Annotated in this window: 9 protein-coding genes; 3 read left to right on the top strand and 6 right to left on the bottom strand. The window is 69.6% G+C overall.

Features of this window, described 5'->3' with window-relative positions; translation table 11 throughout:
* Positions 1-377: 377 nt before the first annotated feature.
* The gene (locus ACH4NX_RS13420; RefSeq protein ID WP_398128789.1) at positions 378-1,691 is read right to left on the bottom strand and encodes a serine/threonine-protein kinase; all 1,314 of its coding nucleotides are present in this window, start codon (positions 1,689-1,691) and stop codon (positions 378-380) included.
* 75 nt (positions 1,692-1,766) lie between these two features.
* Positions 1,767-2,792, bottom strand: coding sequence for an ATP-dependent 6-phosphofructokinase (locus tag ACH4NX_RS13415; protein ID WP_398128790.1), 1,026 nt, complete (start codon positions 2,790-2,792; stop codon positions 1,767-1,769).
* Between the two features lie 345 nt (positions 2,793-3,137).
* On the opposite strand from ACH4NX_RS13415, the gene pta reads away from it, so the two are divergent.
* The 3 genes from pta to pyk all read left to right on the top strand — a co-directional run bounded on the left by pta (position 3,138) and on the right by pyk (position 8,009).
* Positions 3,138-5,231 (top strand): phosphate acetyltransferase, encoded by a 2,094-nt coding sequence (gene pta, locus ACH4NX_RS13410; RefSeq protein WP_398128791.1) that lies wholly within the window; start codon positions 3,138-3,140, stop codon positions 5,229-5,231.
* A complete protein-coding gene (locus ACH4NX_RS13405) occupies positions 5,228-6,490 on the top strand; it encodes an acetate kinase (RefSeq protein ID WP_351390174.1) in 1,263 nt (420 codons plus the stop codon). The genes pta and ACH4NX_RS13405 overlap by 4 nt, the downstream gene beginning before the upstream one ends.
* Before the next feature lie 88 nt (positions 6,491-6,578).
* On the top strand, positions 6,579-8,009 hold the full coding sequence (gene pyk / locus ACH4NX_RS13400; RefSeq protein WP_351390175.1) for a pyruvate kinase: 1,431 nt from the start codon (positions 6,579-6,581) through the stop codon (positions 8,007-8,009).
* A 70-nt stretch (positions 8,010-8,079) separates the two neighbouring features.
* On the opposite strand, the gene ACH4NX_RS13395 is transcribed toward pyk, so the two are convergent.
* The 4 genes from ACH4NX_RS13395 to ACH4NX_RS13380 all read right to left on the bottom strand — a co-directional run bounded on the left by ACH4NX_RS13395 (position 8,080) and on the right by ACH4NX_RS13380 (position 12,401).
* Positions 8,080-9,432, bottom strand: a complete 1,353-nt coding sequence (locus tag ACH4NX_RS13395; protein ID WP_398128792.1) for a hypothetical protein — start codon at positions 9,430-9,432, stop codon at positions 8,080-8,082.
* The gene (locus ACH4NX_RS13390; RefSeq protein ID WP_398128793.1) at positions 9,422-10,009 is read right to left on the bottom strand and encodes a DUF6114 domain-containing protein; all 588 of its coding nucleotides are present in this window, start codon (positions 10,007-10,009) and stop codon (positions 9,422-9,424) included. The genes ACH4NX_RS13395 and ACH4NX_RS13390 overlap by 11 nt, the downstream gene beginning before the upstream one ends.
* Before the next feature lie 114 nt (positions 10,010-10,123).
* A complete protein-coding gene (locus tag ACH4NX_RS13385) occupies positions 10,124-10,771 on the bottom strand; it encodes a DUF6230 family protein (protein WP_398128794.1) in 648 nt (215 codons plus the stop codon).
* A 652-nt stretch (positions 10,772-11,423) separates the two neighbouring features.
* Positions 11,424-12,401 (bottom strand): tetratricopeptide repeat protein, encoded by a 978-nt coding sequence (locus ACH4NX_RS13380; RefSeq protein ID WP_398128795.1) that lies wholly within the window; start codon positions 12,399-12,401, stop codon positions 11,424-11,426.
* Between the last annotated feature and the right edge of the window lie 39 nt (positions 12,402-12,440).

Below are 12,440 nucleotides of genomic sequence, written 5' to 3'. Positions count from 1 at the left end.
CAACGTCGCCCGAGCACGGTTCACTTCATGTGCGTCCACACCCTCAACATGCCCCCAAACAGGACCACGAGACAGACCTAACGGAGCCCTACTAGATGAGTGAGTCCGATGTCTGTGCGGGCCGCGACCATGGCGAAGGGCGCCCGTCGGCCTGAGTGTGACCTCTGGCTTGACTCGCCCGGCAGGTGCCGACCTGGCACGACGACCTGCGGCTGATCGGCTCCGCCCCACTGTCCTGCGCGGCCTCCCGCGAGCCCGTCAAACGTCCGCACTGGCCGGACATGCCGGCTACGGCTACTGCCGCAACCACTCCCGCCACTTCTGTGGCCTGCGGGAATCCGATGGAAGCGGCACCTGCCCGCCGCGCTCGACGCCCTCTAGCGCGGCTCGCGATGTCGCGACGCCCTGTCTTTCCAGTTCCAGGCCAGTGCCGCCGCGCCAAGAACAGCGACGGTGAGCACTGTGAGCGAGGCGCTGGCGGCGTCGTCGCCCGTTGCGACCATACCCGTCGATTCCCGGAGCGTTATCGCCGTACCGTGTACGGCGAAGCCGGCTGCGAAGCAGCCGAAGCCGAAGCCGGCGACCCTTGCGAGCAGGGCGACTGCCCTGCCGGCGGCCGCAGGCACGAACCGGGCCAGGCTCGCGCACAGCAGCCCGCCGGCGAAGACGTCGAACACAGCTGCATACACTCGGAAGTCGGTTTCGATGCGCCCCCATGTGGGGCCGGCATCCGGGAGGCCCGCGACGCCAAGTGCAGTAATCAGGACCGCAATCACCGCAATTGCCCGATATTCCCAGTTCGCTGTGGACAGGGGGACCGGACGGAGGCTGGTGTGGCCTTGTACGGGGACATGGGGCCGGGCCCGGGTGGGCTGCTCCCCACGGATGATGGCCAGCGCTTCGACGACTGTCGGCCGCGCAGCCGGGTCCTTGTCCATGAGTCGGGTGATGAGCCGAGCAAGCCGTCCGGCTCGATGGGGCGTCGGGGCCTCTTCGAGCAGAACTGCCGCCAGCGTCGCATCGCGGGTGGCGCGGTGAAACGGCGAGAAGCCCTCAACAGCCTGGAAGAGCGTTACTCCGAGGGAGAACAGATCACTGGCTGGGAGCCCTTCCCTGCCGCGCAGACGCTCGGGGGCCATGTACTCCGCCGAGCCCACGAGCATCCCGGTGGCGGTCAGCGCGGTATCGGTGTCGCGGACGGCAATCCCGAAATCTGTGAGTAGCGTCTTCCCGTCCGCGGCGAGCATGACATTGCCCGGCTTGATGTCGCGGTGCAGGACACCTTCCTCGTGTGCGGCACCGATCGCCGTCAGCAACGAGACGGCAATCTCAGCAGTCCTGTCGACCGACAGCGGGCCGATCTCCTCGATGTGCTCCCCGAGTGAGCGACCATTGATCAACTCCATGACGATCCAGGGGAGATCGTCCTTCACCACCACATCGAGAATCGTGACGATGCCCTCATGCCTGCGCAGTCGGGCGGCGTTGCGGGCCTCACGTGTGGCACGGATCAACCGATCCGCCTGGTCGGCCTCGGACATCCCTCGCATCAGCCGCAGCTCCTTGAGCGCCACGTCTACGCCGAGGGTCTCGTCGTAGGCACGCCAAACCCTTCCGAACCCCCCAGCCCCTAACTCGGTGGTAAGGCGGTAACGCCCGCCGATCACGTCACCAGGTTGCGTCGTCCCCATGAACACCCGCCCGCGTTGACAAGTACGCCAATTGGTCCACGCAAAGACTAGCTAGCGCGAGGCTCCAGCGAGCGTCTAGAAGACCGACTCCGCTTCGTCCATCCGGGCCTTCGGCACCGTCTTCAGCTCGGTCACGGCCTCGGCCAGCGGGACCATGACGACGTCCGTGCCGCGCAGCGCGGTCATCCGGCCGAAGTCGCCCCGGTGCGCGGCCTCCACCGCGTGCCAGCCGAAGCGGGTGGCGAGCACCCTGTCGTACGCGGTCGGGACGCCGCCGCGCTGGACGTGGCCGAGGATGACCGGCTTGGCCTCCTTGCCGAGCCTGCGCTCCAGCTCGTACGCCAGGGCCGTGCCGATGCCCTGGAAGCGCTCGTGGCCGAACTTGTCGATCGCGCCCTTGCCGTAGTCCATGGAGCCCTCGGCGGGGTGGGCGCCCTCGGCGACGCAGACGACGGCGAACTTCTTGCCGCGGGAGAAGCGCTCCTCGACCATCTTGACCAGGTCGGCGGGGTCGAAGGGGCGCTCGGGCAGGCAGATGCCGTGGGCACCGGCGGCCATGCCGGACTCCAGGGCGATCCAGCCGGCGTGCCGGCCCATGACCTCGACGACCATCACGCGCTGGTGGGACTCGGCGGTGGTCTTGAGGCGGTCCATCGCCTCCGTGGCCACGCCGACCGCCGTGTCGAAGCCGAAGGTGCGGTCGGTGGAGGAGATGTCGTTGTCGATGGTCTTCGGCACGCCGACGACCGGCAGGCCGGCGTCCGACAGCATCCGGGCGGCGGTCAGGGTGCCCTCGCCGCCGATCGGGATGAGCGCGTCGATGCCGAAGCTCTGGATCATGTCGCCGGCGTTCTCGCAGGCCTCGCGGAGCCGGTCGCGCTCGAGGCGGGAGGAGCCGAGGATGGTGCCGCCGCGGGCGAGGATGCCGCTGACCGCGTTGAGGTCGAGGGAGCGGTAGCGGCCGTCCAGCAGGCCCGCGTAGCCGTCCTCGAAACCGATGACCTCGTCGCCGTAGTTGTCGACCGCTCGGTGCACGACCGACCGGATCACTGCGTTCAGGCCGGGGCAGTCGCCGCCTGCGGTGAGAACTCCGATACGCATCGTGCTGTGTCTCCTGCTCGCTGTTGACACCGGTGAGCCGCTCCAATTGTTCCACGGCCGGACCATGGAGGGGCACCCGCGGGCACCCGCCCGCACCGGCGGACGCGGACCGCCACGGACGAGCGCGGACGGGCACGGACGAGCACCCCGGGCGCGGGCACGGACGAGCGCGAAGGGGCACGGACGAGCGTCTCCGCGGGCACGAACGCGCACCGGCACACCGGCGGACGTTGACGGGCGCCCTAGCCATCGCCGGAGGTACTGTCAAGAGGGTTCTGCTCACCCCGATGGGCGATCTTTGTGCACGGGACAGCCGCCACCAGACGAACGAAACGGAGAGCACGCGTGACGCGCAGCGTGTACGTGACCGGTATCGACCGCGGCGACGGCCGCCAGGTCGTCGAACTGGGGGTCATGGAACTCCTGACCCGGCAGGTCGACCGGGTCGGCGTCTTCCGTCCCCTGGTCCACGACGGACCCGACCGGCTCTTCGAGCTGCTGCGGGCCCGCTACCGGCTCGCGCAGGACCCCGCGACCGTGTACGGCATGGACTACCAGGAGGCGTCCGCGCTCCAGGCCGAACAGGGCACGGACGAGCTGGTGTCGGCGCTGGTCGACCGATTCCACCTGGTCACCCGGGACTACGACGTCGTCCTGGTCCTCGGCACCGACTTCGCCGACACCCAGTTCCCGGACGAGCTGTCGCTGAACGCGCGGCTCGCCAACGAGTTCGGCGCCTCGGTCGTCCCGGTCGTCGGCGGCCGCAAGCAGACCGCGGAGTCCGTGCTCGCCGAGACCCGCAACGCCTTCCGCGCCTACGACGGGCTGGGCTGCGACGTCCTGGCCATGGTGACCAACCGGGTCGCCCGCGAGGACCGGGACGAGATCGCCGAGCGGCTCACCGGCCGGCTGCCGGTGCCGTGCTGGGTGGTGCCGGACGAGCCCGCGCTGTCCGCGCCGACCGTCTCCCAGATCGCCCACACCCTCGGCGCCAAGGTGGTCCTCGGCGACGACTCGGGGCTCGCCCGGGACGCGCTGGACTTCGTCTTCGGCGGGGCCATGCTGCCCAACCTGCTGAGCGCGCTGACCCCGGGCTGCCTGGTCGTCACGCCCGGCGACCGCGCCGACCTGGTGATCGGCACGCTGGCCGCGCACAGCGCCGGCACCCCGCCGATAGCCGGCGTCCTGCTCACCCTGAACGAGGTGCCCGGCGACGGCATCCTCACCCTCGCCGCCCGCCTCGCCCCCGGCACGCCGGTGCTCTCGGTGACCGGCAACAGCTTCCCCACCGCCGAGCGGCTCTTCTCCCTGGAGGGCAAGCTCAACGCGGCCACCCCGCGCAAGGCGGAGACCGCCCTCGGCCTCTTCGAGCGGTACGTCGACACCGCCGAGCTCAGCAGGCGGGTCTCCGCACCGAGCAGCGACCGGGTCACGCCGATGATGTTCGAGCACACGCTGCTGGAGCAGGCCCGGTCCGACCCGCGCCGGGTCGTCCTGCCGGAGGGCACCGAGGAGCGGGTGCTGCACGCGGCGGAGGTGCTGCTGCGCCGGGGGGTGTGCGAGCTGACGCTGCTCGGCCCCGTCGAGCAGATCCGCAAGAAGGCCGCCGACCTGGGCATCGACCTCGGCGACGCGCAGCTGATCGACCCGGCCGCCAGCGAGCTGCGGGACTCCTTCGCCGAGAAGTACGCCGCCCTGCGCGCCCACAAGGGCGTCACCGTGGAGCTGGCGTACGACGTCGTCTGTGACGTCAACTACTTCGGCACGCTGATGGTGCAGGAGGGGCTGGCCGACGGCATGGTGTCGGGGTCGGTGCACTCGACGGCGGCGACGATCCGTCCGGCCTTCGAGATCATCAGGACCAGGCCGGAGGCGTCCATCGTCTCCTCCGTCTTCTTCATGTGCCTGGCCGACAAGGTCCTGGTCTACGGCGACTGCGCGGTCAATCCGGACCCGGACGCCGAGCAGCTCGCCGACATCGCGACGCAGTCGGCGTCCACGGCGGCGCGGTTCGGGGTGGATCCGCGCATCGCGATGCTGTCGTACTCGACGGGCACGTCCGGTTCGGGCGCGGACGTCGACAAGGTGCGCGAGGCGACGGAGCTGGTCCGCTCGCGCCGCCCGGACCTCAGGATCGAGGGGCCGATCCAGTACGACGCCGCCGTCGAGCCGTCGGTGGCCGCGACCAAGCTGCCGGGCTCGGAGGTCGCCGGGCAGGCCAGCGTGCTGGTCTTCCCCGACCTGAACACCGGCAACAACACGTACAAGGCCGTGCAGCGCTCGGCCGGCGCCATCGCCGTGGGGCCGGTGCTCCAGGGTCTGCGCAAGCCGGTCAACGACCTGTCCCGGGGCGCGCTCGTCCAGGACATCGTCAACACCGTCGCCATCACGGCGATCCAGGCCCAGCAGTCCCCCAGCGAGAAGGTGTCCGACCTGTGAGCCCGACTCCGGCCGCGAACCCGGCCCCGACCACGGCCCCGGCCCGCGTCCTCGTCCTCAACTCCGGCTCGTCGTCGGTGAAGTACCAGCTGCTCGACATGCGCGGCAGCGACCGGCTGGCGATGGGCCTCGTCGAGCGGATCGGCGAGGAGACCTCACGGCTCAGGCACACCCCGGCGGGCGGCGGGAGCCGTGAGTGGAGCGGGTCCATTCCCGACCACGACTCGGCGCTGAAGGCGGTGGCGGCGGAGCTGGCCAAGGACGGCCTCGGCCTGGACTCGCCCGAGCTGGCCGCGATAGGGCACCGTGTGGTGCACGGCGGGAAGCACTTCACCGAGCCGACCGTCGTCGACGACGCGGTGCTCGCCGAGATCGAGCGGCTGATCCCGGTCGCCCCGCTGCACAATCCGGCCAACCTCACCGGCATCCGCACCGCGCGGGCGCTGCGCCCGGACCTGCCGCAGATCGCCGTCTTCGACACCGCCTTCCACACGACGATGCCGGAGTCCGCGGCCCGCTACGCGATCGACGTCGAGACCGCCGACGCGCACCGCGTCCGCCGCTACGGCTTCCACGGCACCTCGCACGCCTACGTCTCCCGCGAGACCGCGAAGCTGCTGGGGAAGGCGCCCGAGGACGTGAACGTCATCGTGCTGCACCTGGGCAACGGGGCGTCCGCCTCGGCGGTGCGGGGCGGCCGTTGCGTGGACACCTCCATGGGGCTGACGCCCTTGGAGGGGCTCGTGATGGGTACGCGGTCGGGAGACATGGACCCGGCCGTCATCTTCCATTTGATGCGTGTTGGTGGAATGTCCGCCGACGAGATCGACACTCTCCTCAACAAGAGGAGCGGTCTGATCGGTCTCTGCGGCGACAACGACATGCGGGAGATCCGCCGCCGTGTCGACGCCGGCGACGAGCGGGCGCGGCTGGCCTTCGACATCTACATTCACCGGCTGAAGAAGTACATCGGCGCCTATTACGCCGTCCTCGGACGGGTGGACGCGGTGGCCTTCACGGCCGGGGTCGGCGAGAACGCGGCACCGGTGCGGGAGGCCGCCGTGGCGGGCCTGGAGGGCCTCGGCCTGGCGGTCGACGGCGAGCTGAACGCCGTACGCGGGGACGGAGCGCGGCTGATCTCGCCCGCGGGCGCGCGGGTGGCGGTGGCCGTGGTGCCGACGGACGAGGAAATGGAGATCGCGACACAGACCTACGCTCTGGTCGAAAAGGGAAAGCAGAGGGCATCCGAGGACAGCTGAAGAATTCTCTTGTGAGCACCGAGGCGCCCATTTGTATCTTCCGCCAGACGGAATATTCCGCAGCGAAACAAACCGATAGGATCGCCCCATGCGCCGTTCGAAAATCGTCTGTACTCTCGGCCCCGCGGTCGACTCCCACGAGCAGCTCGTAGCGCTGATCGAAGCCGGCATGAACGTGGCCCGCTTCAACTTCAGCCACGGCACCCACGCCGAGCACCAGGGGCGTTACGACCGTGTCCGGGCCGCCGCCAAGGAGACCGGCAGGGCCATCGGTGTCCTCGCCGACCTGCAGGGACCGAAGATCCGCCTGGAGACCTTCGCGGAGGGCCCCGTCGAGCTGGTGCGCGGTGACGAGTTCACCATCACCACCGAGGACGTTCCGGGTGACAGGACGATCTGCGGCACGACGTACAAGGGCCTGCCCGGCGACGTGACCAAGGGCGACCAGGTACTCATCAACGACGGCAACGTCGAGCTGAAGGTCACCGAGGTCGAGGGCCCCCGGGTCAGGACGATCGTCATCGAGGGCGGCGTCATCTCCGACCACAAGGGCATCAACCTGCCCGGCGCGGCCGTGAACGTGCCGGCGCTGAGCGAGAAGGACATCGAGGACCTCCGCTTCGCGCTCCGCATGGGCTGCGACCTGGTCGCGCTCTCCTTCGTCCGGGACGCCAAGGACGTCGCCGACGTGCACCGCGTGATGGACCAGGAGGGCCGCCGGGTCCCCGTCGTCGCCAAGGTGGAGAAGCCGCAGGCGGTGGAGAACATGGAGGGCGTCGTCGCGGCCTTCGACGCCGTCATGGTGGCCCGTGGCGACCTGGCCGTCGAGTACCCGCTCGAGAAGGTCCCCATGGTGCAGAAGCGCCTGATCGAGCTGTGCCGGCGCAACGCCAAGCCGGTGATCGTGGCGACCCAGATGATGGAGTCGATGATCACCAACTCGCGCCCGACCCGCGCCGAGGCCTCCGACGTGGCCAACGCGATCCTGGACGGCGCGGACGCGGTCATGCTGTCGGCGGAGTCGTCGGTGGGCGCGTACCCGATCGAGACCGTCAAGACGATGTCGAAGATCGTCACCGCCGCCGAGCAGGAGCTGCTCTCCAAGGGCCTGCAGCCGCTGGTCCCCGGCAAGAAGCCGCGCACGCAGGGCGGTTCGGTGGCCCGTGCCGCCGCCGAGATCGCCGACTTCCTCGGCGGCAAGGGCCTGGTGGCCTTCACGCAGTCCGGTGACACGGCCCGTCGCCTGTCCCGCTACCGCGCGGCCCAGCCCATCCTCGCCTTCACCACCGACGAGTCCACCCGCAACCAGCTGGCGCTCAGCTGGGGCGTGGAGCCGCACGTGGTGCCGTTCGTGAACAGCACCGACGAGATGGTCGACCTGGTGGACCAGGAGACGATGCGCCTCGGCCGGTTCAACGACGGCGACATCGTCGTGATCACCGCCGGTTCGCCCCCCGGCGTCCCCGGCACCACCAACATGGTCCGCGTCCACCACCTGGGCGAGACGCGGCGCGGCTGACGTTCTCCGTGGTACGTGCCGAGGGCGCCCCCTGAGGCAGGGGGCGCCCTCGGCGTCGTCGCGACCGGCCTCAGTCAGTGATGTGCTGATGCAGCCCGGGGATGTGCAGGGTCCCGCCGAACTGACCGGCCTGCACCACCTTCACGTCGGTGAAGTAGATGAGCGGGATGTCCAGCGGCGGCGGATGCTCCGGGTCGAAGGTGATCGGGATCAGCCCGAGCAGGTTGCCCGAGATGCTCTCGGTGTACATCACCGTGTCACCGTCGCGGATCGTGGACGTCGAGCCCTTGGCCGCCTGCACGTGGTAGGTCTTGCCGATCTGCTCGTCCTTCACGATCTGGTGCAGGTCACCGATGTCGGTGCCCTTCGATATGACGTACTTCAGCACCTTCTTGGTGTTGCCGCTCGCCGTCTTCACCTCGACGATGCCCTCGTACGAAGCTCCTTTGAGGAGCAGCGAGCTGGCCTCGAGATGCCAGGGGGCGTCCGGCAGCGGGATGGAGTTGTCGACCCCGCCCACTGCGTCCGTGGCGACGGGGCAGTCCTCCGGGTCCGCGGAAGCGCTCTCGGACGGGTCGGGGCCGGCACTCGCCGAGGCGGTGGCCTCACCGGCTTCCTCCTTCGCCGCCGCGTCCCCGGATTCCTCGCCTGCCTCGGATGGCGCGCCGGTCGTGCCCTCCGCTGTGCCCTCAGCCTTGCCGGTGGCCTTGTCGGTCACGCCCTCCGCAGTGTCGGACGCTTCCTTGGAGGCACCCTCGGACGCCGACGCGGAGGGGGTCGGCGTGGGGCTCGGGCTTTCCTCGGCCTTCTCACCGCCGGTGAAGATGCCCTCGATGGCGTCGCCGAGGCCCTCCAGCAGGCCGCCGCCGCTGTCAGACGCCGAGGGAGACGCCTCCTCGCTCTGCGGCTCCTTCTCCTGCGAGGCGGAGGCGTTCGGGGTGGGCTCGACCTCGTCGTCGGAACCTGAATCCGACGAAGAGGACGAGCCGGTGTCCTTCTTGCCCTCCGACTTCCCGGCACTGGTGGACGGACTGGGCTGTTCCTCGTCCGCCGCACTGTCACCGCCCTTGCCCTCCTCGCCCGTGTCTTCGTCCGGCTCGTCGGTCGACGACTGTGAGGGCGCGGGAGAAGCGGACGATCCCTTGTCGGCGCCCGTCATAGCCTCCACACAGGCCTTGTACTCCTCGGCTGTCATGCTGTTGGCCGGCGGCGCGCCCTTGTCGTTGCCGTCCGCGAGAGCGAGGGTCGGTGTGAAGCCCAGACCCATCAGGACCGCCGTGGGCATCGCCGCCAGGGCTATCGCCTTGCCGGCCGGCATGTGGAGCCTCGTGAACAACGGCTTCTTGGGTGCCGCGTGGCGCGGCCCGGTTCTCGCACGGAACGACTCCACGTCAGTCCCGCGGGTCACCTCGTCAGCCGGCACTGTGCCTCCCGTTCGCCCCGTTGGCCGGGCTCGTTCCTGACAGATCGTTCGGCTCGTCCGGCATGCCGGACCCCGTCTTCGACTGCGGTATCGGGGCTTCCGACTCCGGGCCGGTGAGGACCGCGCCTTCGGGCGCGTCGCCCGTTCCCTCGGCCTCGGCCGGCGGCTCGGTTTCGGAGGGCGTGCCCGGCGCCCATGACACGGCCATCGCTCCGCCGAACAGCGCGAGGAGGAAACCGATGACAAAGCCGCCGAAGTTGGACACCGGAATGGAGACCAGCCCCAGAAGGATCGCCGCGACGCCCGCGAAAACCCTGATGTGTCGCTGGAACCACAGACTCATACCGAGGACCACGAGCAGCACGCCGATGATCAGGGACCCGGCACCCGCGGTGGTCGACATCGCCAGCGTCAGGTGACCGATCTGCAGATTCGCGTACGGGAAGTACATGATCGGAAACCCGGCCAGCGCGACGAACAGGCCGGCCCAGAACGGCCGCGCGCCTCGCCAGGCACGGAACTGCAGCCTCCGGCGGGCGAACTGACCGGCTACGGCGGCAGGAGTCTCGGCGCTCATGGAAAACAGCTCCCTGGTACGGCTTTTGCTGTGGTGGAGAAGTGGGGCGCTCACGACGACGCGGCCCGGGCGAGACGGGCGGGGCACCCTTGGCCCCCGCCCGTCAGTGAGCACTCAGTAGCACTCGCGGTCCGTCCCCTTATGTAGAGACATGCTCAGATTGGGGAGCTTGAAGGTTCCGGCCGTGGTCGCCCACGCCGTCTGCTTCACGTCCTTGAGCACGGCGAGGTCGGACTGCTGCGCGAAGCCGAACCGGTTGGACTGCTCCTTGCCGCCCTGCATGCCGGGCCCCTTGCTCAGGTCACCGGCGGCCACGCCGATTTCCATGCCCGTGAAGGTGGCATCGGCTTCGAGCTTCTCGACGTCGAGTTGCAGGTTCTTGGCGTAGACCTGCTCCTCTTCCTTCGGACTGTTGCCCGCCTCCAGCCGGAGGGTGACAGAGCCGATCACCGGGATGTTCGGCGTGACGACCGACTGGCACATCTTCTCGATGTGCGCCTCACTGAACGACGAGACCGCCACCGGGTGGTGCACCTTGTCACCGGTGAGTGTGTATCCCTCGGTGAGAGCGCCATACTGCGTGAAGCCCTCGCCTCGGAGCTCCTTCGCCGTCACCTTGAACGACTGCCCCGACACGCTGAACGACGCGGCGAGGGCGCCCTGTGCCATTGCGACACCTATCGCTGCCGTCGCGGCGACGCTGGGCACCATGACCACAGCGAACCGCTTCCATCTGGTCCCGCCACGCACCTGGGACTCCATATTTCCTCCTTCTCGGACGTACATCTCCTGGCCTCGGCCGGCCCCCGGGATCGGCGGCTCGGCCTGGCAGGGATGGGAGAAGTGCTACGTCCTCGGGAAGGAGAGCGCCCGCGCCCGGCGCGTACGGAACGCGCCCGGATCACCGGCGATCACCCCCGAGCGACAACCACTGGTCGCGCCTGACACGATCACGCACAACCCTGCTGGACAGGCTTCGCCGGATGGACGAAGACCCCCCTGCCCAAGAGCCGGCTCCACTGCCGCCGGCCCTGCTCGGTGGGGACCCAGGAACCCCCGCGACCCGACTGGCTTTCGGGGTGCGGGAATGGACCGAGCGTCGCCGATCGTGGTGCATTCTCGCCCTCGACACAAGGGGGTTCGTTACTCGCTGGTAACGGCTGCGCGACCGCGGGACGACACACCGGCCTCGAACGGCGACGCTCGGTGTGTCATCAGGGCGGAACAAAACCATTGATCGCTGGACAGAATCCGACAGACCGCCGCGACCGACTTACTGGCAGTAACAGCGGCCGCGATTACCAAGATTTGGTAAAGCGCGGCCGCACTGGCGTCTCGTCGACAGCTCTTTCACACGGGCACCATCCGGACGAACGGTCGCCGACCGGTCGGTAACGGGCGCCCGGACCGCCCTCTAGAACAGGGCGCGGGCCAGCGCCCTGCGTGCCGCGGTGACCCGCGGGTCGTCGGCGCCGACCACCTCGAAGAGTTCCAGCAGCCGCACGCGTACGGCGTCCCGGTCGTCGCCGGCCGTGACCCGCACCGCGTCGACGAGGCGCCCGAAGGCGTCCTCCACGTGACCGCCCACCAGATCCAGGTCGGCGGCGGCGATCTGCGCCTGGGCGTCACCCGGCTTGTCGGCCGCCTCCTGACGGACCCGCTGCGGGTCGGCGCCCTGCACGCGCTGGAGCAACTCGGCCTGGGACAGGCCCAGTTTGGCCTCCGTGTTGCCCGGGTCCTCGCTCAGTACGTTCTTGTACGCCTGGACGGCTCCGGCCAGATCGCCCGCGTCCAGCGCCTGCACGGCGGCCTCCAGTGCCGCGTCGTGCGGTCCGGCCGGAGGCTCGGGGGCGGTGGCGGGCTGCGCGCCCGGCTCCGCCTCGGGGTCGACGGCGAGACCGGTCAGACCGAAGCGCTCCTCGGCGACCTGCACCAGCTGGTCCAGGGTCTGACGGATCTGCGTCTCACCGGCGGCGCCCTGGAAGAGCGGCAGTGCCTGTCCGGCGACGACCGCGAAGACGGCCGGGATGCCCTGGACACCGAACTGCTGCATCAGCATCTGGTTGGCGTCGACGTCGATCTTGGCGAGGAGGAAGCGGCCGCCGTACTCGACGGCGAGCCGTTCGAGGACCGGGCTCAACTGCTTGCAGGGTTCACACCACTCGGCCCAGAAGTCGATGACGACCGGGACCTCGGTGGACCGCTGCAGGACTTCGCTCTCGAAGCCGGCCTCGTCGACGTCGATGACGAGGTCGGCCGGGGAGACGGCCCCCGTCCCGCCGTGCCGGGCCGCCTCGGCGCGCGCCTGCTCCGCCTTCGCCTTGGCCTCCTGGGCCTGCTTCACCGCGGCGAGGTCGACGACCCCGCTCATGGACATGTTCCGTGGCTGCATGGGCCTATCCTCCCCCGTACTCCGCGCGTGCGTGAAAAC

Origin of the sequence: Streptomyces sp. NPDC017225 (genome assembly GCF_044331465.1) — a bacterium.
GTDB lineage: Bacteria > Actinomycetota > Actinomycetes > Streptomycetales > Streptomycetaceae > Streptomyces.
The sequence above is the reverse complement of the archived record's forward strand: the minus strand, read 5'-3'. Positions and strand labels throughout refer to the sequence as shown.

What these genes read in the sequence shown, in the direction of transcription:
- ACH4NX_RS13420 (WP_398128789.1), bottom strand. Translation starts at nt 1,691, where the DNA reads ATGGGGACGACGCAACCTGGTGACGTGATCGGCGGGCGTTACCGCCTT.
- ACH4NX_RS13415 (WP_398128790.1), bottom strand. Translation starts at nt 2,792, where the DNA reads ATGCGTATCGGAGTTCTCACCGCAGGCGGCGACTGCCCCGGCCTGAAC.
- pyk (WP_351390175.1), top strand. Translation starts at nt 6,579, where the DNA reads ATGCGCCGTTCGAAAATCGTCTGTACTCTCGGCCCCGCGGTCGACTCC.
- ACH4NX_RS13390 (WP_398128793.1), bottom strand. Translation starts at nt 10,009, where the DNA reads ATGAGCGCCGAGACTCCTGCCGCCGTAGCCGGTCAGTTCGCCCGCCGG.
- ACH4NX_RS13385 (WP_398128794.1), bottom strand. Translation starts at nt 10,771, where the DNA reads ATGGAGTCCCAGGTGCGTGGCGGGACCAGATGGAAGCGGTTCGCTGTG.
- ACH4NX_RS13380 (WP_398128795.1), bottom strand. Translation starts at nt 12,401, where the DNA reads ATGCAGCCACGGAACATGTCCATGAGCGGGGTCGTCGACCTCGCCGCG.